General features: G+C 69.5%; 25 protein-coding genes. 12 read left to right on the top strand and 13 right to left on the bottom strand.

Annotation, left to right across the window (positions count from 1 at the left end; translation table 11 throughout):
- Window positions 1-163 precede the first annotated feature (163 nt).
- Window positions 164-3,988, top strand: coding sequence for a GH92 family glycosyl hydrolase (locus OG707_RS31320; RefSeq protein ID WP_329124263.1), 3,825 nt, complete (start codon window positions 164-166; stop codon window positions 3,986-3,988).
- 46 nt (window positions 3,989-4,034) lie between these two features.
- Here OG707_RS31320 and OG707_RS31315 read toward each other — a convergent pair whose 3' ends face one another.
- A complete protein-coding gene (locus tag OG707_RS31315; protein ID WP_329124260.1) occupies window positions 4,035-4,427 on the bottom strand; it encodes an ATP-binding protein in 393 nt (130 codons plus the stop codon).
- A gap of 114 nt (window positions 4,428-4,541) precedes the next feature.
- On the opposite strand from OG707_RS31315, the gene OG707_RS31310 reads away from it, so the two are divergent.
- Both OG707_RS31310 and OG707_RS31305 read left to right on the top strand, forming a co-directional pair.
- On the top strand, window positions 4,542-5,366 hold the full coding sequence (locus tag OG707_RS31310) for a helix-turn-helix domain-containing protein (protein WP_329124258.1): 825 nt from the start codon (window positions 4,542-4,544) through the stop codon (window positions 5,364-5,366).
- On the top strand, window positions 5,363-5,599 hold the full coding sequence (locus tag OG707_RS31305; RefSeq protein WP_329124257.1) for a DUF397 domain-containing protein: 237 nt from the start codon (window positions 5,363-5,365) through the stop codon (window positions 5,597-5,599). The genes OG707_RS31310 and OG707_RS31305 overlap by 4 nt, the downstream gene beginning before the upstream one ends.
- 4 nt (window positions 5,600-5,603) lie before the next feature.
- Here the strand turns inward: OG707_RS31305 and OG707_RS31300 are convergent, their stop codons facing one another.
- A complete protein-coding gene (locus tag OG707_RS31300) occupies window positions 5,604-6,485 on the bottom strand; it encodes a LysR family transcriptional regulator (RefSeq protein ID WP_329124255.1) in 882 nt (293 codons plus the stop codon).
- Window positions 6,486-6,654: 169 nt separating this feature from the next.
- Between OG707_RS31300 and OG707_RS31295 the strand changes: the two genes are divergently transcribed.
- Both OG707_RS31295 and OG707_RS31290 read left to right on the top strand, forming a co-directional pair.
- A complete protein-coding gene (locus tag OG707_RS31295; protein ID WP_329124253.1) occupies window positions 6,655-7,704 on the top strand; it encodes an FAD-dependent monooxygenase in 1,050 nt (349 codons plus the stop codon).
- A 53-nt stretch (window positions 7,705-7,757) separates the two neighbouring features.
- On the top strand, window positions 7,758-8,279 hold the full coding sequence (locus OG707_RS31290; RefSeq protein WP_329124251.1) for a hypothetical protein: 522 nt from the start codon (window positions 7,758-7,760) through the stop codon (window positions 8,277-8,279).
- A gap of 7 nt (window positions 8,280-8,286) precedes the next feature.
- Here the strand turns inward: OG707_RS31290 and OG707_RS31285 are convergent, their stop codons facing one another.
- Both OG707_RS31285 and OG707_RS31280 read right to left on the bottom strand, forming a co-directional pair.
- Window positions 8,287-8,727: a MarR family transcriptional regulator gene (locus OG707_RS31285; protein WP_329124249.1), complete on the bottom strand. Its 441-nt coding sequence runs from the start codon at window positions 8,725-8,727 to the stop codon at window positions 8,287-8,289.
- A gap of 2 nt (window positions 8,728-8,729) precedes the next feature.
- The gene (locus OG707_RS31280) at window positions 8,730-9,194 is read right to left on the bottom strand and encodes a MarR family winged helix-turn-helix transcriptional regulator (protein ID WP_329124248.1); all 465 of its coding nucleotides are present in this window, start codon (window positions 9,192-9,194) and stop codon (window positions 8,730-8,732) included.
- A gap of 73 nt (window positions 9,195-9,267) precedes the next feature.
- Here OG707_RS31280 and OG707_RS31275 point away from each other — a divergent pair, with 73 nt between their 5' ends.
- Entirely contained in the window at window positions 9,268-10,260 is a 993-nt protein-coding gene (locus OG707_RS31275; RefSeq protein WP_329124245.1) for an aldo/keto reductase, read from the top strand.
- Window positions 10,261-10,326: 66 nt separating this feature from the next.
- Here the strand turns inward: OG707_RS31275 and acnA are convergent, their stop codons facing one another.
- Window positions 10,327-13,056, bottom strand: a complete 2,730-nt coding sequence (acnA, locus tag OG707_RS31270) for an aconitate hydratase AcnA (protein ID WP_329124243.1) — start codon at window positions 13,054-13,056, stop codon at window positions 10,327-10,329.
- 164 nt (window positions 13,057-13,220) lie between these two features.
- On the opposite strand from acnA, the gene OG707_RS31265 reads away from it, so the two are divergent.
- Complete coding sequence (locus OG707_RS31265; protein ID WP_329124241.1) at window positions 13,221-13,898, top strand: dienelactone hydrolase family protein; 678 nt, start codon at window positions 13,221-13,223, stop codon at window positions 13,896-13,898.
- Window positions 13,899-13,905: 7 nt separating this feature from the next.
- Here the strand turns inward: OG707_RS31265 and OG707_RS31260 are convergent, their stop codons facing one another.
- Genes OG707_RS31260 through OG707_RS31250 form a run of 3 tightly spaced genes read right to left on the bottom strand, consistent with a single transcriptional unit; the run spans window position 13,906 to window position 17,877 of the window.
- Window positions 13,906-15,984, bottom strand: coding sequence for an iron ABC transporter permease (locus OG707_RS31260; RefSeq protein ID WP_329124239.1), 2,079 nt, complete (start codon window positions 15,982-15,984; stop codon window positions 13,906-13,908).
- 22 nt (window positions 15,985-16,006) lie between these two features.
- Window positions 16,007-16,987, bottom strand: a complete 981-nt coding sequence (locus tag OG707_RS31255; protein ID WP_329124237.1) for an iron-siderophore ABC transporter substrate-binding protein — start codon at window positions 16,985-16,987, stop codon at window positions 16,007-16,009.
- The gene (locus OG707_RS31250) at window positions 16,984-17,877 is read right to left on the bottom strand and encodes an ABC transporter ATP-binding protein (protein WP_329124235.1); all 894 of its coding nucleotides are present in this window, start codon (window positions 17,875-17,877) and stop codon (window positions 16,984-16,986) included. Before OG707_RS31250 ends, OG707_RS31255 begins: the two co-directional genes overlap by 4 nt.
- A gap of 131 nt (window positions 17,878-18,008) precedes the next feature.
- Between OG707_RS31250 and OG707_RS31245 the strand changes: the two genes are divergently transcribed.
- From OG707_RS31245 to OG707_RS31230, 4 genes are all read left to right on the top strand, one after another.
- Complete coding sequence (locus OG707_RS31245; protein WP_329124233.1) at window positions 18,009-18,638, top strand: dihydrofolate reductase family protein; 630 nt, start codon at window positions 18,009-18,011, stop codon at window positions 18,636-18,638.
- A gap of 29 nt (window positions 18,639-18,667) precedes the next feature.
- Window positions 18,668-19,018, top strand: a complete 351-nt coding sequence (locus OG707_RS31240; RefSeq protein WP_329124231.1) for a hypothetical protein — start codon at window positions 18,668-18,670, stop codon at window positions 19,016-19,018.
- Between the two features lie 86 nt (window positions 19,019-19,104).
- Entirely contained in the window at window positions 19,105-20,502 is a 1,398-nt protein-coding gene (locus OG707_RS31235; RefSeq protein ID WP_329124229.1) for an FAD-binding oxidoreductase, read from the top strand.
- Window positions 20,503-20,516: 14 nt separating this feature from the next.
- Window positions 20,517-22,043 (top strand): helix-turn-helix domain-containing protein, encoded by a 1,527-nt coding sequence (locus OG707_RS31230; RefSeq protein WP_329124227.1) that lies wholly within the window; start codon window positions 20,517-20,519, stop codon window positions 22,041-22,043.
- A gap of 49 nt (window positions 22,044-22,092) precedes the next feature.
- Here OG707_RS31230 and OG707_RS31225 read toward each other — a convergent pair whose 3' ends face one another.
- The 3 genes from OG707_RS31225 to OG707_RS31215 form a co-directional block, all read right to left on the bottom strand.
- Window positions 22,093-22,458 carry a nuclear transport factor 2 family protein gene (locus OG707_RS31225; protein WP_329124225.1) on the bottom strand — a complete coding sequence of 122 codons (366 nt, stop codon included), beginning with the start codon at window positions 22,456-22,458 and terminating at the stop codon, window positions 22,093-22,095.
- 134 nt (window positions 22,459-22,592) lie between these two features.
- The gene (locus OG707_RS31220) at window positions 22,593-23,393 is read right to left on the bottom strand and encodes a helix-turn-helix domain-containing protein (RefSeq protein WP_329124223.1); all 801 of its coding nucleotides are present in this window, start codon (window positions 23,391-23,393) and stop codon (window positions 22,593-22,595) included.
- Between the two features lie 55 nt (window positions 23,394-23,448).
- Entirely contained in the window at window positions 23,449-23,742 is a 294-nt protein-coding gene (locus OG707_RS31215; RefSeq protein ID WP_329124220.1) for a DUF2218 domain-containing protein, read from the bottom strand.
- 76 nt (window positions 23,743-23,818) lie between these two features.
- On the opposite strand from OG707_RS31215, the gene OG707_RS31210 reads away from it, so the two are divergent.
- Window positions 23,819-24,391: a TetR/AcrR family transcriptional regulator gene (locus OG707_RS31210; RefSeq protein ID WP_329124218.1), complete on the top strand. Its 573-nt coding sequence runs from the start codon at window positions 23,819-23,821 to the stop codon at window positions 24,389-24,391.
- On the opposite strand, the gene OG707_RS31205 is transcribed toward OG707_RS31210, so the two are convergent.
- Window positions 24,388-25,311, bottom strand: coding sequence for an acetamidase/formamidase family protein (locus tag OG707_RS31205; protein ID WP_329124216.1), 924 nt, complete (start codon window positions 25,309-25,311; stop codon window positions 24,388-24,390). The two genes, OG707_RS31210 and OG707_RS31205, sit on opposite strands and share 4 nt — an antisense overlap.
- A 6-nt stretch (window positions 25,312-25,317) precedes the next feature.
- Window positions 25,318-25,848 (bottom strand): hypothetical protein, encoded by a 531-nt coding sequence (locus OG707_RS31200; RefSeq protein WP_329124214.1) that lies wholly within the window; start codon window positions 25,846-25,848, stop codon window positions 25,318-25,320.
- Window positions 25,849-25,911: the final 63 nt, after the last annotated feature.

Raw genomic sequence — 25,911 nt, 5'->3', positions numbered from 1 at the left:
GGCCCCGGGTTCCGGCACCGGAGGGCGATATTCCGGACCCGTCCGAAACGCCGCACCCTCCCGTTCAACACCCTTGACACCACTGGCCACTTGGCTTCCTACTTGACCCTGCGCTTCATCATGACAACGTTGTCCAGATCGAACCCGCAGGAGGACGTCCCACATGCCGCTCAGATCCCGGCGGAGAAGGAACTCCGCAACCGTCCTGGTGGCGACCGCCTTCGCGCTCGTCGTCTCGGCCCAGGGCGCGGCCGTCGCCCGGCCCGCCCAACCCCAGCAGCAGGGGGGCGAGTTCACGTCCTCCTTCGAAGAGGGACAACCACAGCCCGACTGGCGCAACACCGTTGAAGTGGGGTCCGACGGGCAGAAGCGCTCATCCGGTGTGGAAGGGGGCTTCATCAGTGGAATACCGGGCAATGTGACGGACCAGGTCACCGATGTCCGGGCGAGCGGCGAGAACACCGACGGCGGGGAGGTCAAGGAGAACCTCGTCGACGGGGACTCCGCCACGAAATGGCTGGCCTTTACACCGACTGCCTGGGCCGAGTTCGACCTGGACGAACCGGTCAAGGTCGTGACGTACGCGCTCACTTCGGCCAACGACCACGCCGAGCGCGACCCCAAGGACTGGACCCTGCAGGGTTCGGCCGACGGGACCACCTGGACGACGCTGGACACCCGCAAGGGTGAAACCTTCTCCGGGCGCTTCCAGACGAAGTCGTACGACTTCGCCAATGACACGGCCTATGCGCACTACCGGCTGAACGTCACCGCCAATGGTGGAGCCAATGACGCTCTGCAGCTCGCGGACGTTCAGTTCTCGAACGGTGACACCAGCACCCCGCCGCCGTCCGACATGCGCACCCAGGTCGACAACGGCCCCACCAGCTCCCCCACGGCGAAGGCACGCGCGGGCTTCACGGGCACGAAGGCGCTGCGCTACGCGGGCACGCAGTCGGGCACCGGGCACGCCTACTCGTACAACAAGGTCTTCGACGTCAATACACGCATCGCCAAGGACACCCAGCTCTCCTACAAGGTGTTCCCCGCGATGGCGGAGACGGACCTCAACTACCCCGCCACCAATGTGTCGGTCGACCTCGCCTTCACGGACGGCACCTATCTGAGTGATCTGGGTGCCCTCGACAGCAACGGCGGGCTCCTCACGCCCCAGGGCCAGGGCGCCGCCAAGCGGCTCTACGTCAACCAGTGGAACGCCGTCGCCTCGCGCATCGGCACGGTCGCGGCAGGCAAGACCGTCGACCGGGTGCTCGTCGCATACGACTCCCCCAAGGGCCCGGCGAAGTTCCAGGGCTGGATCGACGACATCAAGATCGCGCCCAAGGCCCCGGAGAAGCGCCTGGCGCATCTTTCGGACTACGCGCTGACCACCCGGGGCACCAACTCCAGCGGCTCCTTCTCGCGCGGCAACAACTTCCCCGCGACCGCCGTGCCCAATGGCTTCAACTTCTGGACGCCGGTCACCAACGCCGGCTCCACCAGCTGGCTCTACGACTACGCGCGCGGAAACAACGCGGACAACCTGCCGACACTCCAGGCCTTCTCCGCGAGCCACGAGCCGAGCCCCTGGATGGGCGACCGGCAGACCTTCCAGCTGATGCCGTCGGTGGCCTCCGGCACCCCGGACGCCGACCGCACCAAGCGGGCCATGCCCTTCCGCCACGAGAACGAGACGGCGAAGCCCCACTACTACGGGGTCACCTTCGAGAACGGTCTCAAGGCGGAGATGACGCCGACCGACCACGCGGCGATGATGCGGTTCACCTATCCCGGTGACGACGCGAGCATGATCTTCGACAACGTCACCAACGACGGCGGCCTGACCCTCGACCCGGCCACCCGCTCCTTCTCCGGCTTCTCCGACGTCAAGAGCGGCGGCTCCACAGGAGCGACCCGCCTCTTCGTGTACGGGACCTTCGACACCCCCGTCACCGACAGCGGCAAGCTCAAGGGCGGGGGCGGCGACGACGTCACCGGCTACCTCCGCTTCAAGCCGGGCAAGAACCGGACCGTCACCCTCAAGCTGGCCACCTCGCTGATCAGCCTCGACCAGGCGAAGGACAACCTCCGCCAGGAGCTCCCGGCCTCCGCGACCTTCGCGGGCACCGAGGCGCGCGCCCAGTCCGCCTGGGACAAGATCCTCAAGAAGGTCGAGGTGGAGGGCGCCACGCAGGACCAGCTCACCACCCTCTACTCCTCGCTCTACCGGCTGTACCTCTACCCCAACTCCGGTTCGGAGAAGGTCGGTTCGAAGGTCCAGTACGCCAGCCCCTTCTCCAAGGCGACCGGTGAGAACACCCCGACCCGGACCGGCGCGAAGATCGTCGACGGTCAGGTCTACGTCAACAACGGCTTCTGGGACACCTACCGCACGACCTGGCCCGCGTACTCCTTCCTCACCCCGAAGAAGGCGGGCACGCTCGTCGACGGCTTCGTCCAGCAGTACAAGGACGGCGGCTGGACCTCCCGCTGGTCGTCGCCCGGCTACGCGGACCTGATGACCGGCACCAGCTCGGACGTGGCCTTCGCGGACGCGTACGTCAAGGGCGTCACCAACTTCGACGCGAAGGCGGCGTACGAGGCGGCCGTGAAGAACGCCACGGTCGTCCCCCCGAGCTCGGGCGTCGGCCGCAAGGGCATGGACACCTCCCCCTTCCTCGGATACACCTCGACCTCCACCGGCGAGGGCATGTCCTGGGCGATGGAGGGCTACGTCAACGACTACGGCATCGCCAAGATGGGCGAGGCCCTCTACGAGAAGACCCACGAGAAGCGCTACAAGGAGGAGTCCGCGTACTTCCTCAACCGCGCCCAGGACTACGTGAAGCTCTTCGACTCGAAGGCCGGCTTCTTCCAGGGCAAGGACCTCCAGGGCAACTGGCGCGTGGACTCCTCGAAGTTCGACCCGCGCATCTGGGGCTACGACTACACGGAGACCAACGCCTGGGGCATGGCCTTCACCGCCCCGCAGGACTCGCGCGGCCTCGCCAACCTCTACGGCGGCCAGGACGACCTCGCGAAGAAGCTCGACACGTACTTCTCGACACCGGAGACCGCGTCTCCCGACGTCGCCGGTTCCTACGGCGGTGTCATCCACGAGATGACCGAGGCGCGTGACGTGCGGATGGGCCAGTACGGCCACAGCAACCAGGTCGCGCACCACATCACCTACATGTACGACGCGGCCGGCCGGCCCTGGAAGACCCAGGAGAAGGTCCGCGAGGTGATGAGCCGCCTCTACACGGGCAGCGAGATCGGCCAGGGCTACCACGGCGACGAGGACAACGGCGAGCAGTCGGCCTGGTACCTCTTCTCCTCGCTCGGCTTCTACCCGCTCGTCATGGGCAGCGGCGAATACGCCATCGGCTCCCCGCAGTTCACCAAGGCGACCGTCCATCTGGAGAACGGCCACGACCTGGTCGTCAAGGCGCCGAAGAACAGCACCAAGAACATCTACATCCAGTCGCTGAAGGTCAACGGCAAGTCCTGGAACTCCACCGCCCTCCCGAACGGCCTTCTGGAGCGCGGCGGCACGCTGGACTTCTCGATGGGCTCGAAGCCGTCCGCGTGGGGCTCGGGCAAGAACGCGGCCCCCGTCTCCATCGAGAAGGACGACAAGGTCCCCGCCCCGCGCGAGGACAAGATCACCGCAACCGGCCCGCTCTTCGACAACACCTCTGCCACCGCAGGGGAGTTCACCTCGGCGGACCTCCCGGTCGCGGGCCCCGTGCGCCCGGTCCAGTACACGCTCACCTCGTCCGACAGGACGAAGGCACCGTCCGCCTGGACCCTGCAGGGCTCCAACGACGGTACGAAGTGGACCTCGCTGGACGAGCGCACCGGCCAGTCCTTCACCTGGGACAAGCAGACCCGGGTCTTCTCGGTGGCGCACCCCGGTACGTACAAGAACTACCGTCTCGTGAACTCGGGCACGGCGACTCTGGCGGAGGTGGAGCTGCTCTCCTGACGTGACCTGAACTGAAGGGCGGGCGTGGCGAGTCCACGCCCGCCCTTCACGTACGCAGCCCGAATTCGCACCACACCACCTTGCCCGGGTCCCGCTCCCCCACGTCCCACTTGTCGGAGAGGGCCTCCACCAGGAGCAGACCCCTGCCGCCGTCGGCGTCCGCGTCCGGTCGCGGTATGGCCGGTACGCCGTCGCCGCTGTCGTGGACCTCGACGCGCACCCCGCCCTCGTACGGCAGCACGCGCAGAAGGAAGCCGCGGCCGGGCGGGACACCGTGCACCAGGGCATTGGTCACGAGCTCGCTCACGCAGAGCAGGATGTCGTACGAGCGATCCCGCACACCCCAGTCGGCCAGCGCCTCGCGCGTGAACTCCCGCGCGGCGGGGACGGATTGGCGTTCGCGACGGTAGAAGCGCTCACGGAATTGCACAGGTTCCATGAACGGAAATGTCGCGCACGGTGATTCACTGGGAACAGCGCGTCCACCCCGACAGAAGTTCTGTCGGGGTTCCAGTGGGGTCGAGCGAGAGTGGGGGCGGGGACATTGACCGTCATGAGCCCGGGAAAGCGTCCACCGAAGAACCCGTCCGCGATGAAGATGGTCGGCGACCTGGTGGCCCTGTTCCGCAAGGCGGCCGGGTTCACGCAGGCGGCGCTCGCCGGGCGGCTGGTGGTGGCGGAGTCCACGATCGCCGCGATCGAGCAGGGCAGGAGGCCGCTGCTGCCGGACATGGCGGTGGCGATGGACCAAGTCCTGGACACGAAGGGCGCGTTGGCGGTTGCGGTGGCGGGGATGCCGGAGATCGACCAGTACCCCATGTGGGCCGAGTCGTACATCCAACACGAGCGGGAGGCCATCGCTCTCTCCTGGTACGACACCCTGGTCGTCCCTGGCCTGCTCCAGACATCCGAGTACGCCCGCACGCTCCTCGGGCAGCGCGTGCCCGCGTACGACGAGGACGAGATCGAGACGAGGACGGCGGGCCGCGTCGAGCGTCAGGAGATCCTGCACCGCAAGTACCCGCCGACGCTGAGCTTCATCGTCTGGGAGCCCGCACTCAAGATGGCCATCTCCGAACCGCTCGTGCGCGCGGCCCAGTTGAGGTTTCTGCGCGAGTGCGCGGATCTCCCCGGCCTGTCCCTGCAGGTCCTTCCGCTCGACGCTCCCGAGAACGCCGGAACCGCAGGTCCGTTCATCCTCCTGGAGACCTCGGACCACCAGCACCTCGCATACACCGAGTCGCAGCGCGGAAGCCAGTGGGTTTCCGCCCCGGGCGAAGTCTCCGTCCTCGAACGCAAATATGCGATGCTGCGGTCACAGGCCCTCACGCCGAAAGCGACCAAGGGCCTGCTGGACCGGCTGCTAGGAGAGCAATGAGCACCGCACTGACCTGGTTCAAGTCGAGCTACAGCAGCGACGAAGGCGGCGCCTGCCTCGAAGTCGCCTACGACTGGCGGAAGTCGAGCTACAGCAGCAGCGAGGGCGGCGCCTGCGTAGAGGTCGCCGCCCACCCCACCGCCGTACACATCCGCGACTCCAAGAACCCCGAAGGCCCGCACTTCACGGTCGCGCCGGAGGCCTGGACCGCCTTCCTCAACGCCCGTTCCTGACGGGTCACTTGCCCTCCGCTGACGCGGCCTCCGCGAAGGCGCGGATCAGAGGGTTGCGATTGTCGGTGCGCCAGGCGAACGCCCAGCGGACGGGGGGCGCGTCGCGTACGGGGATGTAGACCAGATCGGGCCAGGGGTAGAAGCGGGCCGCCTCAGCGCTGGTGCCTGCGACGGCATGCCCGGCGAAGGTCGCCTTGAGCTGATCGTCCCAGGTGGCGACTTCCGGGCCGCGGGCGATGGGGCGACCGGAGGGGGTGTAGAAGGGCTGGAAGACCTCCTCCATGTACGCCGGGATCGGGGACCGGTGGGAGAGGAAGGTCAGATCGCCGAAGTCCTCCAGGCAGACCGACTCGCGGTCGGCGTACGGGTGGGAGGCGGCCATCATCACCATGAGCGGTGAGGTGTGGGTGACCGGACCGACGGTGATGTCGGGTTCGTGCACCGGCAGCCACAGGTGGGCCACATCGACCTCGCCCGTGTGCAGCGGGGTCAGCGGGTCGACGGGGCTGATGTCCTTCTGGACCAGCCGTGCAGCCGGAAGGCGGGCCTGGAAGCGGTCGATGGCGTCGCGGATGAGCCAGCCCTGCAGACCCATGGTGCCGAGAGCGAGCGTGCCGTCCGAGTCCTGGGCGGACGCGGACACTTCGTCGATCCCGTCGAGGATCTGCTGGTAGGCGGGCCGCAGGGTCTTGACCAACTGCTCGCCGGTCGCGGTGAGGCGGACCGTGCGGGAGGTGCGCTCGAACAGCGGAGCGCCGATGCGGCGTTCCTGCTTCTTGACCGCGTGACTCACTCGCGACGGCGTGACGTGCAGACGCTCGGCGGTGCGGCCGAAGTGCAGTTCCTCTGCCAGTGCCAGAAAGATCTCAATGTCCCGCAGCTCCATGGAATCTCCCCCGGTTCGAACTCCGTGAACCTAACGGTCAACTCAGCGGTGACACAACGCTCATTGATGACTCTTTAGGCAACGCAGCCTTGCCGATCCGGCCGTTGATAGCCGGATGCCGCCGCTTCAGTCTGATGTCCAGCAGGCCACGACGGACAGAGGAGCAGACATGAGCAAGCGCGTACTGATTTCGGGTGCGAGCGTTTCCGGGCCGTCCCTGGCGTACTGGTTGGTGCGGCAGGGCTGGGACGTGACCGTCGTGGAACGCGCCCCGCGGCTGCGTGCTGATGGTTACGCGGTGGACTTCCGAGGCGATGCCCTCGGGCTGCTCGAGGACATGGGCATCCTGGACGAGGTGCGCGGCCACGAGACGCACATGCTCGGCACCGACCTGATCGACGCCGACGGCGTCAGGACAGGGGAGCTGCCCGCTGAGGCGTTCGCCGGTGAACTGGAGGTGCCCAAGCCCGACTTGACGCGCATCCTGCACCGCATCACCGCCGATGACGTGCACTACGTCTTCGACGACTCGATCAGCGCGCTGGCGCAGGACGGGACGGGTGTGCACGTGGAGTTCGAGCGCGGTCGCCCCGCCGACTTCGACCTGGCGGTCGGGGCCGACGGCGTGTACTCGACGGTGCGCCGCCTGGCCTTCGGACCGCACCAGGAGTTCGTGAAGCACCTGGGCATGTCCGGCGCCTACTTCACCACGGCCAACCACCTCGGCCTCGACCACCGGGGCCTGCTGTACACGGCGCCGGGGCACGCCGTGTACACATTCAGCTCCGACGACCCGGACCGGCTGAAGGTCAGCCTGTCGTTCGCCACCGACTCCGCGGACGTGGACCGGCTGGACCGCGCGCGGCAGGAGGACCTGGCGCGTGCCGCGTGCGCCGACGCCGGCTGGGAAGTCCCGCACCTGCTCAAGGAGATGACGGCTGCCACCGACTACTTCTTCGCCTCCGCCTGCCAGGTCGAGCTGGACCGCTGGTCCGACGGCCGCGTGGTGCTGGTCGGCGACGCCGGGTACTGCGCCGCGCCGACGTCCGGCATGGGGACGTCCCAGGCCCTCATCGGCGCGCACACCCTCGCCGCACGTCTCGCCCGGCACGGCGGCGACCACACCACCGCGTTCTGCGAGTACGAGAAGCAGTTGCGGCCGTACGTCGCCGCCAATCAGGAGATCGGCCGCGAGGGCGCCAAGCGGTTCGGTGCCTGATCGGTCTCCTGTCGGGCCTTGCCGTCAACACCCGCCGGTGCAATGTTGATTACATGATTACAGCCGAACAGCACGAGAAGTTGCGCGGCTGGTTCGTCGGCCGCCTGTCCGAGGATCTCTTCGAGGGACCTGCCGACGTGACCGTGGACCGCGAGGAGATCACCGTCGTCGGCCGCATCGCCGAGCCGCAGCTCGCGAAGGACGTGTCCGACGCCGAACGGGCGGCCGCCGTCGAGGGTCGCATCCAGGAGTTCCGGGAGCGCACCCGCGACGAACGGGTCGGGGTCGCCAGGGAAGCCGAGCACAAGTTCCGCAGGAAGGTGTCCTGGGGCGTGCGCTGCGGGGACGAGCGGGCTCTGTTCACCCACGTGTCCGCGCCGGTCATGACGCGGCTGCGCCAGCCCGAGCGGCAGGTCCTCGACACCCTGGTCGCCGGTGGCGTGGCGCGCAGCCGCAGCGATGCGCTCGCGTGGTGCGTACGCCTGGTGCAGCGCAACGCCGACGCCTGGCTCGCCGAGCTCGGCGAGTCTCTGGAGCAGGTACGGCGCGTCCGGGCACAGGGCCCGGACGCGTAAGCAACGGTCAGGAGGCCGCGAGTTCCGCGTTGGCGCGCTGGGTGACCAGGGCCAGGACGCGTCCCGCGGTCTCCAGGTCGGCGGCCGGGATGTCCCCGTACAGCCGCGCCGTGAGCTTGGCGCCCGCTGCGCGCGTGTACGCGTGCAGCTCGGCCCCCGCGTCCGTGAAACGGACCACGTCGCCCGGTGCCGCCTCCAGCAGCTTCGCAGCGATCAGCTCGTCGACGACCGCACGGGCGAGCGCCGCGTCGATCTTCACTCCGCCGACCAGCCCACCGACGATCGCCTCGATGTCGGCGGAACCGCCTTGCGCAGCAACGTAGTTGAGCCCGAGCCCCTGATGGAAGCTGGCGCCGCTCTTGACCAGCAGGCCCTCCAGGAGGGCGCGGGTCGCGTAGTGGGCCTGGCCTATGACCTGGCCGTTGACGGTGGTGGGTGCAGTGGTCATGACTACTCCTCGATGATGTCGAGTGATACGTCGAGCAGCGCCGTCAGCTCTCTGGCGAGCGCTTTGGTCCGTGCGCCGTCCAGCCCTCCGAGCGGCGCCAACATCCGTCCGTGCAGCTCCCGTACGACCTGGATCGCCCTCTGGACGACCTCACGCCCTTCCCCAGTGAGCGCGAGGCGGACGGCCCGCGAGTCGGCCGGGTCCTTGGTCCGCTCCACGAGCCCGGCGGACTCGGAGGCGCGGGCCAGCTTGGAGACGTACAGCGCCTCCAGGCCCGTCTGGTCGGCGAGTTGACGCTGGGTGGGCTGCACTCCGGAGTACTCCAGGCCGTACAGCGAGGCGAGCAGTGAGTACTGCGCGTGCGTCAGCCCCAGAGGTGCCACCGCCCGGTCGACGGCGACCCGCCACTTCATGGACAGGCGCCAGACCAGGAAACCGGGCGTCGAGCCTTCGTATGCCGTACTCATGAGAGATACAGTACATGGCTATTAAGTACATGGCTACTATTTCTGAGTGCCGGAACCGCTTACGGTCGGGTCCATGACTTCCACCCTCCCCACCCGCAGGCTCGGCGCGCTGACCGTCTCCGCACAGGGCCTCGGCTGCATGGGCATGAGCCACGCGTACGGCGCGGCGGACGACGACCAGTCGATCGCCACCATCCATCGCGCCCTCGACCTGGGCGTCACCCTGCTGGACACCTCCGACTTCTACGGGCAGGGCCACAACGAGGAGCTGATCGGCCGCGCCCTCACCGGCGCCCGCCGCGAACAGGCCGTCGTGGCAACGAAGTTCGGCTTCGCCAACCGGCTGGGCGAGCCGACCGCGATCCGCGGCGACGCCGCCTACGTACGGAAGGCCTGCGACGCCTCGCTGCGCCGCCTCGGCACCGACCACATCGACCTCTACTACCAGCACCGGGTCGACCCGGACGTCCCGATCGAGGAGACGGTCGGCGCGATGTCCGAGCTCGTACAGGCCGGAAAGGTGCGCCACCTCGGCCTCTCCGAGGCGGGCGCGGCAACGATCCGCCGTGCGCACGCCGTGCACCCGATCGCGGCGCTGCAGAGCGAATGGTCGCTGTGGACGCGGGAGTTGGAGGCGGAGATCGCCCCGGTCTGCCGTGAGCTCGGGGTCGGCCTGGTGCCGTTCTCGCCGCTCGGCCGGGGTTTCCTGACCGGCCGCTACACCTCGGCCGACAGCTTCTCCGCGTCCGACATGCGCCGCTCCCAGCCGCGTTTCGCGGACGGCAACCTCGAACAGAACCTCGCGATCGTGGACCACCTCAACGCCCTGGCCGCCGAGAAGGGCGTCACCGCCGGGCAGTTGGCGCTGGCCTGGGTGCAGCACCGTGGCGCGGACGTGGTGCCGATCCCCGGCACTCGCCGCCAGAAGTACCTGGAGGAGAACCTCGCCGCCGTGACGGTCGAGCTGTCGCAGGAGGAGCTGGCGGCGATCGACGCGGCCGCTCCGGCGGGCAAGGTCGCGGGCACCCGCTACGACGAGAACAGCCTGCGCTTCGTCAACGGCTGACCTCAGGAACGGCCGAGGGCCGCACCCCCACAGGGGGTGCGGCCCTCAACTGCGTTCCCGTACCGCTTACTTGCGGATGAGGTTGCGCAGGACGTACTGCATGATGCCGCCGTTGCGGTAGTAGTCCGCCTCACCGGGGGTGTCGATGCGGACGACCGCGTCGAACTCCACACCGGTGTCGGTCGTGACCTTGACCGTACGGGGGGTGGTGCCGTTGTTGAGCTCGGTCACGCCGGTGAAGGAGAAGGACTCCTCGCCGGTCAGACCCAGGGACTCGGCGTTCTGGCCCTCCGGGTACTGGAGCGGCAGGACGCCCATGCCGATGAGGTTCGAGCGGTGGATGCGCTCGTACGACTCGGCGATGACGGCCTTGACGCCGAGCAGTGCGGTGCCCTTGGCGGCCCAGTCGCGGGACGAGCCCGAGCCGTACTCCTTGCCCGCGAGGATCGCGAGGGGGGTGCCGGCGGCCTGGTAGTTCTGCGAGGCGTCGTAGATGTACGCCACCGGGGCGTCCGTCTGCGTGAAGTCGCGGGTGAAGCCGCCCTCGGTGCCCGGCGCGATCTGGTTGCGCAGGCGGATGTTGGCGAACGTGCCGCGGATCATGACCTCGTGGTTGCCACGGCGCGAGCCGTAGGAGTTGAAGTCACGGCGCTCGACGCCGTGCTCCGTGAGGTACTTGCCGGCCGGGGTGTCGGCCTTGATCGCACCGGCCGGGGAGATGTGGTCGGTGGTGACCGAGTCGCCCAGCTTGGCGAGGACGCGGGCGCCCGTGATGTCGGAGACCGGGGTGGTCTCCATCGTCATGCCGTCGAAGTACGGGGGCTTCCGCACGTAGGTCGACTGCGGGTCCCACTCGAAGGTGTTGCCGGTCGGGATCGAGAGCGCCTGCCACTGGGCGTCGCCCGCGAAGACGTCCTGGTAGGACTTGTTGAACATGTCCTCGCCGATCGCGGAGGCCACGACCTCGTTGACCTCGGCCTCGGTCGGCCAGATGTCGGCCAGGAAGACCGGCTTGCCCTCGGAGTCGGTGGCGATCGCGTCGGTCGTGATGTTGACCTTCATCGAGCCCGCGATGGCGTACGCGACGACCAGCGGCGGCGATGCGAGGTAGTTCATCTTGACGTCGGGGTTGATGCGGCCCTCGAAGTTGCGGTTGCCCGAGAGCACCGAGGTGACGGCCAGGTCCGCGTCGTTGATCGCCTTCGAGATCTCCTCGTCGAGGGGGCCCGAGTTGCCGATGCAGGTGGTGCAGCCGTAGCCGACCAGGTTGAAGCCGAGCTTGTCGAGGTACGGCGTGAGGCCGGCCTTGTCGAAGTAGTCGGTGACGACCTTGGAGCCCGGGGCGAGGGTGGTCTTGACCCACGGCTTGCGGGTCAGGCCCTTCTCGGCGGCCTTCTTCGCGACGAGCGCGGCGGCGACCATGACGTACGGGTTCGAGGTGTTGGTGCAGGAGGTGATGGCCGCGACCGTCACCGCGCCGTGGTCGAGCTCGAACGAGGTGCCGTCGGCCAGGGTGACCTGGGTCGGCTTCGTCGGGACGCCGTTGGAGGACGCCGGGGAGTCGGACGCCGGGAAGGACTCCTTGCCGGCCTCCTCGTCGTCGGAGACGTAGTTGCGGACGTCCTGCGCGAACTGCTGCGAGGCGTTGGCGAGGACGATGCGGTCCTGCGGGCGCTTCGGGCCTGCGATGGAGGGGACGACCGTGGAGAGGTCGAGCTCCAGCTTCTCGGAGAAGTCGGGCTCGGCGGCCGGGTCGAGCCAGAGGCCCTGCTCCTTGGCGTACGCCTCGACGAGCGCGACCTGCTGGGCGTCGCGGCCGGTCAGACGCAGGTACTTCAGCGTCTCGTCGTCGATCGGGAAGATCGCGGCGGTGGAGCCGAACTCCGGCGACATGTTGCCGATGGTGGCGCGGTTGGCGAGGGAGGTCGCGGCGACGCCCTCACCGTAGAACTCGACGAACTTGCCGACGACGCCGTGCTTGCGCAGCATCTCGGTGATCGTGAGGACGAGGTCCGTGGCGGTCGTGCCCGGGGTCAGCTCACCGGTCAGCTTGAAGCCGACGACGCGCGGGATGAGCATCGAGACCGGCTGGCCGAGCATGGCTGCCTCGGCCTCGATGCCGCCGACGCCCCAGCCCAGCACGCCCAGGCCGTTGACCATGGTGGTGTGCGAGTCGGTGCCGACGAGGGTGTCGGGGTAGGCCTGGCCGTTGCGCACCATGACCGTACGAGCGAGGTGCTCGATGTTGACCTGGTGGACGATGCCGGTGCCCGGCGGGACGACCTTGAAGTCGTCGAAGGCGGTCTGGCCCCAGCGCAGGAACTGGTAGCGCTCCTTGTTGCGGCCGTACTCCAGCTCGACGTTCTGCGCGAAGGCGTCCTTCGTGCCGAACTTGTCGGCGATGACCGAGTGGTCGATGACCATCTCGGCGGGCGAGAGCGGGTTGATCTTCGCCGGGTCGCCGCCGAGCGCCTTCACGGCCTCACGCATGGTGGCGAGGTCCACGACACAGGGCACACCGGTGAAGTCCTGCATGATCACGCGGGCCGGCGTGAACTGGATCTCCCGGCTGGGCTGGGCCTGGGAGTCCCAGCCGCCGAGCGCGCGGATGTGGTCGGCGGTGATGTTCGCGCCGTCCTCCGTACGCAGCAGGTTCTCCAGCAGCACCTTCAGGCTGTAAGGGAGGCGCGCGGAGCCCTCGACCTTGTCCAGCTTGAAGATCTCGTACGACTCGTCGCCCACGCGCAGCGTGCTGCGGGCGTCGAAGCTGTTCGCCGACACGACAGTCTCCTTCATAACAAAAGTGCGCCTCGGCCCCAGCGCCGATCAGGTAAGGTAACCCTTACTTGCGAGGCGGCTGCGGTGCGCCTGGGCAGATATCTCGATGTCGAGATAACTCTAGTACACCGCCGCGCCGGGGTCATGTCCGGGCACGTGACGTCCGTGACATCGTGAGCGCCATGCATCAGAACGTGACGTTTCCCAGTGCCGGCAGCACCGCCCACGGCTATCTCGCGCTTCCGCCCGCCGGACGCGGCCCTGGCGTCATCGTCATCCAGGAGTGGTGGGGTCTGACCGACCACATCGCGGACGTCGCGGACCGGCTCGCCGCCGAGGGCTTCGTGGTCCTCGCGCCCGATCTGTACGGCGGCAGCGTCGCACACGACAGCGCCGAGGCCTTCCGCATGATGCAGGAGCTCCCTGTCGCGCGCGGCGTCGAGCTGCTCGCCGGCGCCGTCGACTGTCTGCTGGAGCGGCCCGAGGTCACCTCCGCCACCGTGGCCTCGGTCGGCTTCTGCATGGGCGGCGGATTCGTCGTCCAGCAGGCCGCCGCCGACCCGCGCGTCAGTGCGGCGGTCCCTTTCTACGGAGTGATCCAGGGCGAGCTCCCCGACTTCTCGGGGCTCAAGGCCCAGATCCTGGGGCACTACGGCGAGCAGGACTCCACCGTTCCGCCGGAGACCCTGGACGCGCTGGCCGAGGCGATCCAGCAGCAGTCGGGCGTCACCCCGGACTTCCGCCTCTACCCCGCCGGGCACGCCTTCTTCAACGACGACCGCCCCGAGGCGTACGCCCCCGGACCTGCCGCGGAGGCCTGGGAGAGCACCCTCGCTTTCCTGCGCGAGCAGCTGGGCTGACCGACTTCTAGCGCGCGTCGCCCCGGCTCCGTACGAGCAGCCACAGGAAGTACGGCGTCCCGATGACCGCCGTGAGCAGGCCCGCGCCGAGCTGGGCCGGTGCGATCACCGTCCGGCCCACCACGTCCGCGGTCCCCACGAGGACCGCGCCCAGCAGCAGCGCCACCGGCACCACGCGCACATGCCGGCGCCCCACCAGGGCGCGCGCGGCGTGCGGGGCCACCAGGCCCACGAAGGCGATGGTGCCGGCCGCGGCGACGGCCGCCGCGCTCAGCAGGACAGCGAGCGCCAGGAAGCCCAGCCGCGCCCGGGGCAGTCCGAGACCCAGCAGCCTCGGGGTGTCCTCGTCGAGCGAGACGAGGTCGAGCTCGGTGCGCCGTACGACCGCGAAGGCGACCGCCGCCACGAGGACGACGGCGAGCGGCAGCAGGTCGGGCAGGGTGCGTCCGTACGTCGAACCCGACAGCCAGGTCAGCGCCTTGGTGGCGTTGAACGGGTCGGTGAGGACGATGAACAGGCTGATCAGCGCGGAGCTCGCGGTGGCCACGCCCATGCCGACCAGCACGAGGCGGTTCTGCTGGAAGCCGCCGCGCGCGGACAGTCCGAAGACCAGTGCGGAGGCGGCGGCCGCGCCCGCGAAGGCCGCGACGGCCAGACCCGTCGGTCCGGCCGACGGCACGGTCGTCAGCAGGATCACCGCGCCCAGTGCGGCCCCGCCGGAGACGCCCATGACGCCCGGTTCGGCGAGCGGGTTGCGGGTCACCGCCTGGACCAGGGTTCCCGCCAGCGCGAGCGCCGCGCCGGCGAGGAGGGCGGCGAGCACCCTCGGCACGCGGGTGTCGAGGACGAAGGAGACGGACCGACCGGCCCTGCCCTGCGCCCAGTTGACGACATCGCCGAGGAGCAGTTTCGAGTCGCCGAGCAGTACGGAGGCGACGGTCAGCGCGATCAGCACGGCCACCAGCGTCCCGGCGACGGTCAGGAAGACGGCCCGGCTGCGGATGCGCAGGCGGTCGGGCGGGGCCGCGCCGCCGGTGTCCCTGCCCCGGGTCGCCAGCACCATCAGGAAGACGGCGCCGACCAGGCTGGTGACCACCCCGGTCGGCACGGCCACCGCCACGTCGGAGGCGACCAGGCTCCGCAGTACGACGTCCGAGCCCAGCACCAGAGCCGCACCGGCCAGCGCGGACACACTCACGCTCGTACGCAGCCGGGAGAAGCCGCGGTAGCGGCGCGCCATGAGTCGTACCCCGGCCGGGGCCGCCAGCCCCACGAAGCCGATCGGCCCGGCGAGGGTGACGGCCGCGGCGGACAGCAGCGCGCACAGCACGACCGTGGTCACACGGGTGGCCCGCACCGGTACGCCCAGCCCGCGTGCGGCGTCGTCGCCGAGCGCCAGGGCGTCGACCTTGCGGGCCACGAGGAGCAGCCCCGCCAGCCCGACGACGGCGAGCGGCACCATCCAAAGGACACCGCCGAAACCGTTCTGCGCGATGCTGCCCTGGTTCCAGGCGAACAGCCCCTGCGTCTGTACGGGGAAGAGCAGCAGCAGTCCCTCCGTGACGGAGCTGAGCCCGAGGGTGAGAGCGCTGCCCGCGAGGACCAGTCGTACGGTCCCCGCTCCGAGCCCGGAGAGACCGAGCACCACCGCCGCGGCCGCAAGCCCGCCGACGAAGGCGATGCCCGAGGAGGCGAGCAGCGGCAGCGAGACGCCGGTCGCCGCGGCCAGTCCGAGCGAGAAGTACGAACCGGCGTTGACCGCAAGGGTGTCGGGGGCGGCGAGCACATTGCGGCTGACGGCCTGGAGTGCGGCGCCCGCCATGCCGAGCACGGCGCCGACGAAGAGCCCGGCGGTCATGCGCGGCAGCCGCGAGGCGACGACGACGGAGGCGTCCGCCGTGTCGGCCTGCCCGGTGAGCGCCTTCCACACCTCGGCCGCGCCGACCGAGGAGGTGCCCTGGGTGATGTCGACGACCGCGAGGGCGGCGACCAGCAGGGCGAGCACGGCCGTCACCGCGAACGCGCCGCCCGTCCGGGGAGCTTCCGCCGTGGTGGGGGCGGTGGGAGCGGTGGTGGTGACGGCCATGATGGTTACGTGCGTCCCGTCGTCACTTCGTCAGCGCGGCGACGACGGAGTCGACGTACGACTCCATCGACGCGGTGCCGCCGAACATCCACACGCCGTCGGGCAGCCGGTGCACCTTGTTCGCCTTCACGAACGGGAGCGACTTCCACACAGCGTTGCCGGCGAGCTCTCCGGTGAACGGCTTGCTGCCCTTGTCGTCGTCGCTGGCGATGTACGCGAACTGCACGTCGCCGAGCTTGGTCAGCCCCTCGACATCGGTGGTGGCGAGCCCGTAGGCCGGGTCGCCCTTCATCGTCCAGGGGTTCTTCAGCCCGAGCTTCTCGTTCACCGCGCCGAGCAGCGAACCGCTGGTGTACGGACGGATCGACACCTGATTGCCCGTCACATAGCCGTCGGCGAAGGCGAACTTCTCCCCCGCGTGCCCGGCCTTCGCCAGCTGCTGCTTGCCCTCGGCGAGCTTCGTCTCGAAGCCCTTCTTGAGCTCGGTGGCACGGGCCGTGGTGCCCGTGGCCTTGGCGATCATGTCCAGGTCGTTGTACGTCTGCCCGATCGGGTCGGCGGCGTCGGCCGCCTTCAGGTCGAGCACCGGGGCTATCTTGCGCAGTTGCTTGATGGCGGCCGGGGGCAGGTCGCTGGTGGCGACGATGAGATCGGGCGCGAGCGCGGCGACGGTGTCCATGCTGGGCTCGCCGCGCGTGCCGATGTCCTTCGGACTGCCGGTCAGCGGGGCCGACTTGTCCCACGACGTGTAGCCCTTGACGTCGGCGACGCCGACCGGTGCGACGCCCAGCGAGACGAGGTGCTCGACGACGTTCCACTCGGTCCCGACGACCTTCTTGGCGGGTCCGTCGAGCTCCACCTTCGTACCGGAAGCACCGGTCAGGGTGATGTGTGCGGCGGCCTTGTTCTCCGCCTTGTCCGCGGCCGGCTCGGTCGTACCGCAGGCGCTCAGGGCGAGTGCCGCGGCGGTGGCCGCGGCGGCGGTGAGAAGGAGTCGTCTCATGAGGTGGCACTGAGCCTTTCGCTGTGCGCGTGGTGCGCGTTCTGCTTGCTGTCTTGTCGTGTGTGGTGGCGGCCGACGGCCCGGGTGCGCAGACGCCCCGTCAGCGGATCGGTGGAGACCTCGATGCGGATGCCGTACGTGTCCGTCAGCCGCTCAGGGGTGAGTACGTCCACGGGGTCGCCGTCCGCGATCACGCGTCCCGCCCGGAGCAGCACGATCCGGTCGGCGACGGCCGCCGCCTGGTCGAGGTCGTGCAGGACCACGCCGACGGCGATCTGGTGGTCGTCCGCCAAGTCCCGTATGAGATCGAGCAGTTCGACCTGGTAGCGCAGGTCGAGGTAGGTCGTCGGTTCGTCCAGGAGCAGTACGCCGGTCTCCTGCGCGAGGCACCCCGCGAGCCACACCCGTTGCAACTGCCCGCCGGAGAGGTGCTCGGCGCCCCTCTCGGCGAGCTCGGCGACCCCGGTCATCCGGAGCGCCCGCTCGACGGCCGCGGGGCCGTCCGGATCAGCCCTGCCCCAGCGGCCGCGGTACGGATAGCGCCCGAACTCCACGACGTCGCGCACGGTCAGCCCGCCGGGCGTGGGCCGCCCCTGCGTCAACAGCGCGACGTGCTGCGAGAACTCACGGGGCGTCAGCGCGAAGGCGTCCGTGCCCGCGTCGAGGGTCAGCTCGGCACTCCGCGCCCGCTGCAGTCGCGCCACGGTCCGCAACAGCGTCGACTTGCCACTGCCGTTCGGCCCGACCAGCGCGGTCACCTGCCCTGGCGCGAGCGCGAGGGACGCCTCGTGCACGACATCGACACCGTCGTACGCCACGGTGACACCCGTGGCAGAGAGGGTGTGGCCGCGGGAATGCGCGGCCCGGGGAAGCTCTTCACCGACTTTCACGTGCCGAAGGTTAGCCTAACCTAACCCCAGCTGAACACACCGGGAAACGTCACACGCGGAACTGTCGATCCCGCCGCCTGCCGTTCGACGCATGGATAAGAGCAAGCAGAGACCTGACCAAGGAGAGCGCCATGCCCAAGCTGCGCGTACACAGCCTCACCGTCACACTTGACGGCTTCGCCGCCGGCGTCGACCAGAGCCTCGACGCCCCTCTCGGTACCAACGTCGACGGACTGCACGAGTGGGCCTTCGCCGCATGGAGGGATCTCGCCGAGGGCAAGGGCGGGATCGACGCCGAGTGGATCGCGCGCGGCGACGAGAACATCGGGGCCCACATCATGGGGCGCAACATGTTCGGCCCCGTGCGCGGACCGTGGCAGGACGAGTCGTGGACGGGCTGGTGGGGCGAGAACCCGCCGTACCACCATGACGTGTTCGTGCACACCCACCATCTGCGGCCGTCGGTGTCCATGGAGGGCGGGACGGTCTTCCACTTCACGGACGAGCCCGTCGAAACCGTGCTGCGGCGGGCGTTCGAGGCCGCGGGCGGGCAGGACGTGCGGATCGGCGGCGGGCCGGCCACCATCCAGCAGTATCTGCGCGCCGGGCTCGTCGACGAGATCCATGTGGCGGTCGTCCCGATCCTCGCCGGCCGGGGCGAGCGCCTCTTCGACAACCTGGGGGACGCACTCGACGACTTCCGCGTCGCCGAGGTGGTCAGCTCCCCCGCCGTGACGCACTCTCTGCTGGTCCGGCGCTGAATCCCCGCTTCCGCCCGTACGGTGAGCCCATGACGAAGAGCGACGCGCACGACGAGAAGACCGACGTCCATGTCAGCCTCATCGGCGGTACGCGGCTGGAGGGGGCCACCGTCCATGAGCGCACCCTGACCGTCTCACTGATCGGGGGCGCGAACATCGACCTGACCGACGTGGACATCCCCGACGGATCGGAACTGCGCATCACCAAGCTGAGCCTGATCGGAGGCGTCTCGCTCCGGGTGAACCCCGATGTGCAGGTGCAGGTCAAGGGGATCAGGCTCGGCGGGGTCACGGACTCGGGGCCCACCGAGCCGGGCGGCCCCGTCGTGGTGGTCAATGCGTACGGGCTGCTCGGCGGGGTGAGCGTGCGGCGCGACTGACTTCTCCTTCCATACCTGACGGCGGATGTCAGGTATACGAGGCAGTCTCTCCCTCAACGGACCTGCCATTGATGGAGAGTTGCCTCATGAACACCTTCCCTGCCGATGAGATCAAGGGCTCCGTCCTCTTCCCGGGGGACGAGGAGTACGAGGCCGAACTGGCCGGGTTCCAGACCGCATACGGGCACCGGCCCTCGGTGGTCGTGGGCGCGGCCGGCGCCGAGGACGTACGGATCGCCGTGGAGTTCGCCGCGGGACAGGGGCTGCCGGTCGCCGTGCAGGCCACCGGGCACGGCCTGTCCGTCGCCACCGAGGGCGGAGTCCTGATCACCACCCGCCGGATGGACGAGGTCCGGATCGACGCCGCCGCGCGGACCGCGCGGATCGGGGCGGGGGTCCGCTGGGAGCAGGTCGTGGGGGCCGCCGCCGAGCACGGGCTCGCGCCGCTGAGCGGGTCGTCGCCGGGGGTGGGCGCGGTCTCGTACACCCTGGGCGGCGGAATCGGGCTGCTGGCACGGCAGTTCGGGTACGCGTCCGACCGGATCCGCTCGGCGGAGATCGTCACCGCGGACGGGCGGCTGCGTACGGTGACCGCCGACAGCGACCCCGGTCTCTTCTGGGCGCTGCGCGGGGCCGGGCACAACTTCGGCGTGGTGACCGCGCTGGAGATCGAACTCGTACAGGTCGCTCAGGTCTACGGCGGCGGGATGTTCTTCGCGGCGGAGCGGATCGCCGACGTCCTGGAGGCGTACCGGACGTGGAGCGCGACCGTGCCCGAGGCGCTGACGTCGTCGGTCGGGCTGATCGCCTACCCCGACATGGAGCAGTTGCCGGCGCCGCTGCGCGGGCAGTACGTGGCCCATGTGCGGATCGCCTTCGACGGGGACGCGGCCGACGGCGAGCGGCTGGTGGAGCCGCTGCGGGCGGTGGGGCCGCGGCTGATCGACACGCTGCGCACGCTCCCGTACACCGAGGGCGGATCGATCTACCAGGACCCGCCCTTCCCGCACGCCTACCTGGGTACGAACGTGCTGCTCAGCGCCCTGGACGCGGAGGCGCTGGAGGCCGTGCGGGAGCTGACGGGACCCGGCGCCCCGATGATGTCGGTGGTCGACGTACGGCACCTGGGCGGTGCGCTGTCGCGCCGGCCGGAGGGCGGGAGCGCTGTCGGGCGGCGTGATGCGCAGTACATCGTGCGGATCATCACCATGCCGGGCGAGCACGAGGGCGCTCTGGACGAGGCGCGGGGCGTGCTGGACCGGGCGGAGGAGATCCTCGCGCCGTGGAGCCTCGGACTCGCGCTGCCCTTCGTGTACGGGGACGGGGCGCGGGCCGGCGAGGCGCAGACGCGCGCCGGTTACGACCCGCAGGACTACGAGCGGCTGGCCCGGCTGAAGGCCGTCCACGACCCCGCCAACCTCTTCCGCCTCAACCGCAACATCACTCCGGTGGCCGTCCCCGGAAATGCAACATCTCATATGTGAGATAGCCTGCCGATATGGCAGACGACTACCTCGTACGCATCGGCAAGCTCATCCGTGACGCCCGTCAGCACCGGGGCTGGACACAGACTCAGCTTGCCGATGCGCTCTCCACCAGCCAGAGCGCGGTGAACCGCATCGAGCGCGGGAACCAGAACATCAGCCTTGAGATGATCGCCCGTATCGGTGAGGCGCTGGACAGCGAGATCGTGTCGCTGGGGTACGCCGGACCGATGCATCTGCGCGTCGTCGGCGGCCGCCGCCTCTCGGGCTCGATCGACGTCAAGACGAGCAAGAACGCGTGTGTGGCACTGCTCTGCGCCTCGCTGCTCAACAAGGGCCGCACCGTGCTGCGCCGCGTCGCGCGCATCGAAGAGGTCTACCGCCTGCTGGAGGTGCTCAACTCCATCGGCGTGCGCACCCGTTGGATCAACGACGGCAAGGACCTGGAGATCGTGCCGCCCGCACGGCTCGAGATGGACCAGATGGACGCGGAGGCCGCGCGCCGGACCCGCTCGATCATCATGTTCCTGGGCCCGCTGCTGCACCGCATGGACCGCTTCAAGCTGCCGTACGCCGGCGGCTGCGACCTCGGCACGCGCACGATCGAGCCGCACATGATCGCCCTGCGCCGCTTCGGTCTGGACATCTCCGCAACGGAGGGCATCTACCACGCCGAGGTGCAGCGCACCTCGCCCGACCGCCCGATCGTCCTGACCGAGCGCGGCGACACGGTCACCGAGAACGCGCTGCTGGCCGCCGCCCGCAACGCGGGCACGACCGTGATCCGTAACGCCTCGTCGAACTACATGGTCCAGGACCTGTGCTTCTTCCTGGAGGCGCTGGGGGTACGGGTCGACGGCATCGGCACGACGACACTCACCGTCCACGGGGTGCCGGAGATCGACGTCGACGTCGACTACTCCCCCTCCGAGGACCCGGTCGAGGCGATGAGCCTGCTGGCCGCGGCCGTGGTGACCGAGTCGGAGCTCACCATCCGCCGGGTGCCGATCGAGTTCCTGGAGATCGAGCTCGCGGTCCTGGAGGAGATGGGCCTCGACCACGACCGCAGCGCGGAGTACGCGGCGGACAACGGGCGGACCCGGCTGATCGATCTGACGGTGCGCCCCTCGAAGCTCGAAGCGCCGATCGACAAGATCCACCCGATGCCCTTCCCGGGCCTCAACATCGACAACGTGCCGTTCTTCGCGGCGATCGCGGCGGTCGCACAGGGCCAGACGCTGATCCACGACTGGGTCTACGACAACCGCGCGATCTACCTCACCGACCTGAACCGGCTCGGCGGCCGCCTCCAACTCCTGGACCCGCACCGCGTGTTGGTCGAGGGCCCGACGCGCTGGCGCGCGGCCGAGATGATGTGCCCGCCGGCCCTGCGGCCTGCTGTGGTGGTGCTGCTCGCGATGATGGCGGCCGAGGGCACGTCCGTACTGCGGAACGTCTACGTCATCAACCGCGGGTACGAGGACCTGGCCGAGCGTCTCAACTCGGTGGGCGCCCAGATCGAGATCTTCCGCGACATCTGACGAGGGAAGGGCCGCACACCGGTGACGGCGTGCGGCCCTTCGGCAGGGGTCAGTCGACGAACTGGTAGTCCGTCTCGATCAGTCCGGACTCGTCGAGCGTGATGAAGTCGAATCCGACCGAGTCCGCCCGGCCCGTCGCGACGTCGTACATCTCCCAGTTGAACCGCACCGAGCGGTGGTGTCCGGTCGCGTTGGGCACGGCCCGGAAGGCGTACCGGCCCGACTCGACCCACTTCTCGTAAGCCGTGCCCACGCGCTCCTCAAGCTGGGCCCGGCCGTGCACTTCCTGGGCGGGCGTGTAGTGCTGCGCCTCGGGGGCGAAGAGTTCTTCGATCGCCTTGCTGCGCAGGGCGGGGTCGGGTTCGTTCCACAGGGCGATGTAGCGGGTCGCGAATGCGTTCAGGTTTTCCGTCATGATTCTCTTCCTTCGCTCCGGGCTCGATGCCGCCAATCTCCCGCCGAAAGGTAAGAGAGGCAATTACCTCTGAGGTAGGAAGGATCTGCCTCAACTCGCTGACCTGCGACAGGACTTGGAGAAAAGCTCCGGCCTCAGGAGCGGTTCAGACCTCGTACCGCCTCGGCGGTGGCCTCGTCGGCCGGGAAGAACGACTCGATGATCAGCTCGGCCACCGTGATGTCGCGCGGCGTGCCGAACGTCGCGAGGGTGGCGAAGAAGGACAGCTCGTGGTCGCCCCGGCGCAGTTGCAGGGGGATGCAGATGTCCCCGAGCCCCGGCACGTCGAGCTCCGGTTCCTCCTGGTCGCACGGGTACGCGAGCAACTCCTCGTAGAGCGGGCCCAGTCGGGGGTCAGCCGCCGCCCGCCGGCTCAGCCGGCCCAGGAGTTTGGCGCGCCACACACCGAGGTTGACGATGCCCGGGGCCATGCCCTTGGGGTGCAGTACGAGGCGCAGGGCGTTCACGGGAGGCTCGAGAAGTTCGGGCGCGACCCCCTCGGTGAACAGCGCGAAGCTCCTGTTGGTGTCGACGAGGTTCCACTCGCCGTCGACGACGAGCGCCGGGTACGGGTCATGGCCGCTCAGGATCTGCTTGACGGCGCCGAGCACCGGTCCCATCGCCGGGTCCGCGAGCGGCTTCTGCTCGTACGCCGGGGCGTAACCGGCCGCGAGCAGCAGCGGATTGCGGTCGCGCAGGGGGACTTCGAGCTGCTCGGCCAGGCGCAGCACCATGGCCCGGCTGGGCATGGCCCGGCCGGTCTCGAGAAAGCTGAGATGGCGGGCGGAGACGCCGGCCCGGTTGGCGAGATCCACCTGGCTGAGGCGGCGGCGCTCGCGCCAACCCCGCAGCAACAGACCCACCTTCGACTGCTTGCGCTGCTCGGACACGGCCATGTGTCTGCTCACCCCTGCCCCACGATGTCACGTCGGACGACGACGGTCGCGGAGATCAGGCCGGGGTCCATTCCACCGTGAGACCGTCCCGGACCGCGAACCGTTCGATGTCGCTGCCGATGATCCGCTGCATCCTGGCGAGCTGTGCGCCGTCCGCGGCTTCGAGCACAAGGTGCAGGCACTCCGGTTCCGCGGTCAGCCGGCAGGTGCCCGCCGAGGCGGGGAACTCGATCACTCCCTCCGGCGGATCCCACTCCGCACGCGGGGCCATGTGGGCCGCATGGCTGCACAGTTGCTTGGCGTATCGCTCGCCCCTCGTGGTCGGGACGCGGGCTTCGGACTTCTCCATGCCCATCTGTTTATCGAGACACTCTGTCGCTGTCAATGCAAAGTGTCGTGCTGTCGTCGCCGCGTAAACTGGCGGGGTGCCGAAGCTGTGGAACGAGACGATCGAGGCGCACCGGCGTTCGGTGCGGGAGGCGGTTCTGGACGTGACGGCCGGGCTGGTGTCCGAGCAGGGGCTGCGGGCGGTGACGATGTCGCAGATCGCCGAGGGGACCGGCATCGGGCGGGCCACGCTGTACAAGTACTTCCCGGACGTCGAAGCGATCCTGACCGCCTGGCACGAACGCCGGATAACGGCCCACCTCGCGCAGCTCGCGGAGGTCCGCGACCGGGCCGGGGACGCGGGCGAGCGCCTCGAAGCGGTGCTGACCGCGTACGCCTTCATCGCCCACGGGACCCGGGAGCACCACGGTACGGAGCTCTCCGGGGTGCTCCACCGCGACCGGCATGTCGTCGACGGGGAGCGGCAGTTGCGCGGCATGGTCAGGGAGCTGCTCGCCGAGGGGGCGGCGAGCGGCGCCCTCCGGGGCGACGTCGCACCCGACGAGCTCGCGGGCTACTGCCTCCATGCCCTCTCCGCGGCCGGCACCCTCTCCTCCCGGGCCGCGGTCCACCGCCTCGTCACCGTCACACTGGCCGGGCTGCGCCCCTAGGCTCCGCCCAGGAGTTCGCGCTCCAGGTGCGCCGAGACGACCCAGTTGGGGGCGTCGACGACCTCGGAGATCTTGAGGTCCGCGGCGACGCTCGCCAGCAGGTACGCATCTTCCGGGGGCAGTCCCGTACGGGCCGTGATCTCCTCGATGAGCGCGCGCACCGCGTCCCGTGACGCCTCCATCAGGTCGGGGCCGATCCCCGTGGTGGCGAGGGCCGCGCCGGTGCGTGCGGTGACCGGGTGGGTCTCGATGACCGGGGTGCGGGGCGCGGCTCCCTTGCGTACGTCCACACGGAGGCGGGCCGTCGAGGAGGTCTCGACGCCGGTGCCGCAGACCTCGCCGTCGCCCATGGCCGCATGGGTGTCGCCCGCGGAGAGCAGGGCGCCCTCCACGCCGACCGGGAGGATCAGCCGGGCGCCGGGGCCGATGTGCCGGATGTCCATGTTGCCGCCCCAGCGCCGCGGCGGGATCACCGAGTGCGGGCCGGGCTCGGGCGGGGCGACGCCGATCGTGCCGATCATCGGGACGACGGGGATGCGCAGGCCGGGCAGGAGTTCGGCGTATCCGTCCGTGATGCGGGAGATCCTCAGGTGCGGGTCGGGGAACTCGTCGGCGAGCAGCCCGAATCCGGGGATGCAGGCGGTCCAGCCCCACTCCCCCACCTCCACGTCCAGGATGTCCACGACCAGGGCGTCGCCGGGCTCGGCCCCCTTGACGTACAGCGGCCCGGTGACCGGGTTGAGCCGGCCGAAGTCGAGCTTGCCGAGGTCGGCGGCGGTGGACTCGGCGGTGAGCTGGCCGCCGCCCGCGTCGAGGAGCTGGAGGGTCGCCTCGTCGCCGGGGGCGAGGGTGGTGACGGGGGCGATGGCGCGGTCCCAGGTGTGGTGGACCCGGTCGCCGTGGATGCTGAAGGAGGTCATGAACGGTCAGTGTCGCAGGGCGAGTTCGTCCCTGCCGAGTACGTCGTCCAAGTGGTGCAGTTTGCGGGCGGCACGGCGACGGATCCACACCATGGCCCCGGTGACGACCGCACTGATCGCGAGGAAGACCGCGGCCACGGCCCAGTCGCCGGTCACAGCTGCGAGGACGGCGACCAGCGCCAGCATGACGGAGAAGGCGGGTACTGACCAACGGGTGCGGCTCATCAGGTCGAGCCGGTGCAGCACCAGCCGGCGCATGGCGGCCCGCTCCTGCGGGTCCTCCGGCACCGTACCGCGCTGGATCCTGCGCTCCAGTGACTTCAGCGTCGCGGTGTCGGTGCCGGCGGCTTCGGCGTCCCTGCGCCGGCGGCGGGCGGCGAAAGCGACGCTGATCGCGATGTAGAGCCCCAGCTTGACGAGCCACCAGCCGGGCGTATGGCCCCAATTGAGCGAAAGGATCACCGCGGCGAAAAGGACGAACCCGAGCACCGTCTGGGCCGCGGGACTGTCCTTGAACCATTTCCTGACAGCGCGCATTGGCATCGAACCTCCGTCGTGGACGGTCGAGTGATGCCATCCGGGTACCCCCGTATCGGTGGA

The organism is Streptomyces sp. NBC_01465, assembly GCF_036227325.1.
Classification (GTDB): Bacteria; Actinomycetota; Actinomycetes; order Streptomycetales; family Streptomycetaceae; genus Streptomyces.
The sequence above is the reverse complement of the archived record's forward strand: the minus strand, read 5'-3'. Positions and strand labels throughout refer to the sequence as shown.

Bases quoted from the DNA above. Each gene is read 5' to 3' on its own strand.
- OG707_RS31320 (WP_329124263.1), top strand. From the start codon at position 164: ATGCCGCTCAGATCCCGGCGGAGAAGGAACTCCGCAACCGTCCTGGTG.
- OG707_RS31315 (WP_329124260.1), bottom strand. From the start codon at position 4,427: ATGGAACCTGTGCAATTCCGTGAGCGCTTCTACCGTCGCGAACGCCAA.
- OG707_RS31310 (WP_329124258.1), top strand. From the start codon at position 4,542: ATGAGCCCGGGAAAGCGTCCACCGAAGAACCCGTCCGCGATGAAGATG.
- OG707_RS31305 (WP_329124257.1), top strand. From the start codon at position 5,363: ATGAGCACCGCACTGACCTGGTTCAAGTCGAGCTACAGCAGCGACGAA.
- OG707_RS31300 (WP_329124255.1), bottom strand. From the start codon at position 6,485: ATGGAGCTGCGGGACATTGAGATCTTTCTGGCACTGGCAGAGGAACTG.
- OG707_RS31295 (WP_329124253.1), top strand. From the start codon at position 6,655: ATGAGCAAGCGCGTACTGATTTCGGGTGCGAGCGTTTCCGGGCCGTCC.
- OG707_RS31290 (WP_329124251.1), top strand. From the start codon at position 7,758: ATGATTACAGCCGAACAGCACGAGAAGTTGCGCGGCTGGTTCGTCGGC.
- OG707_RS31285 (WP_329124249.1), bottom strand. From the start codon at position 8,727: ATGACCACTGCACCCACCACCGTCAACGGCCAGGTCATAGGCCAGGCC.
- OG707_RS31280 (WP_329124248.1), bottom strand. From the start codon at position 9,194: ATGAGTACGGCATACGAAGGCTCGACGCCCGGTTTCCTGGTCTGGCGC.
- OG707_RS31275 (WP_329124245.1), top strand. From the start codon at position 9,268: ATGACTTCCACCCTCCCCACCCGCAGGCTCGGCGCGCTGACCGTCTCC.
- acnA (WP_329124243.1), bottom strand. From the start codon at position 13,056: ATGAAGGAGACTGTCGTGTCGGCGAACAGCTTCGACGCCCGCAGCACG.
- OG707_RS31265 (WP_329124241.1), top strand. From the start codon at position 13,221: ATGCATCAGAACGTGACGTTTCCCAGTGCCGGCAGCACCGCCCACGGC.
- OG707_RS31260 (WP_329124239.1), bottom strand. From the start codon at position 15,984: ATGGCCGTCACCACCACCGCTCCCACCGCCCCCACCACGGCGGAAGCT.
- OG707_RS31255 (WP_329124237.1), bottom strand. From the start codon at position 16,987: ATGAGACGACTCCTTCTCACCGCCGCCGCGGCCACCGCCGCGGCACTC.
- OG707_RS31245 (WP_329124233.1), top strand. From the start codon at position 18,009: ATGCCCAAGCTGCGCGTACACAGCCTCACCGTCACACTTGACGGCTTC.
- OG707_RS31240 (WP_329124231.1), top strand. From the start codon at position 18,668: ATGACGAAGAGCGACGCGCACGACGAGAAGACCGACGTCCATGTCAGC.
- OG707_RS31235 (WP_329124229.1), top strand. From the start codon at position 19,105: ATGAACACCTTCCCTGCCGATGAGATCAAGGGCTCCGTCCTCTTCCCG.
- OG707_RS31230 (WP_329124227.1), top strand. From the start codon at position 20,517: ATGGCAGACGACTACCTCGTACGCATCGGCAAGCTCATCCGTGACGCC.
- OG707_RS31225 (WP_329124225.1), bottom strand. From the start codon at position 22,458: ATGACGGAAAACCTGAACGCATTCGCGACCCGCTACATCGCCCTGTGG.
- OG707_RS31220 (WP_329124223.1), bottom strand. From the start codon at position 23,393: ATGGCCGTGTCCGAGCAGCGCAAGCAGTCGAAGGTGGGTCTGTTGCTG.
- OG707_RS31215 (WP_329124220.1), bottom strand. From the start codon at position 23,742: ATGGAGAAGTCCGAAGCCCGCGTCCCGACCACGAGGGGCGAGCGATAC.
- OG707_RS31205 (WP_329124216.1), bottom strand. From the start codon at position 25,311: ATGACCTCCTTCAGCATCCACGGCGACCGGGTCCACCACACCTGGGAC.
- OG707_RS31200 (WP_329124214.1), bottom strand. From the start codon at position 25,848: ATGCGCGCTGTCAGGAAATGGTTCAAGGACAGTCCCGCGGCCCAGACG.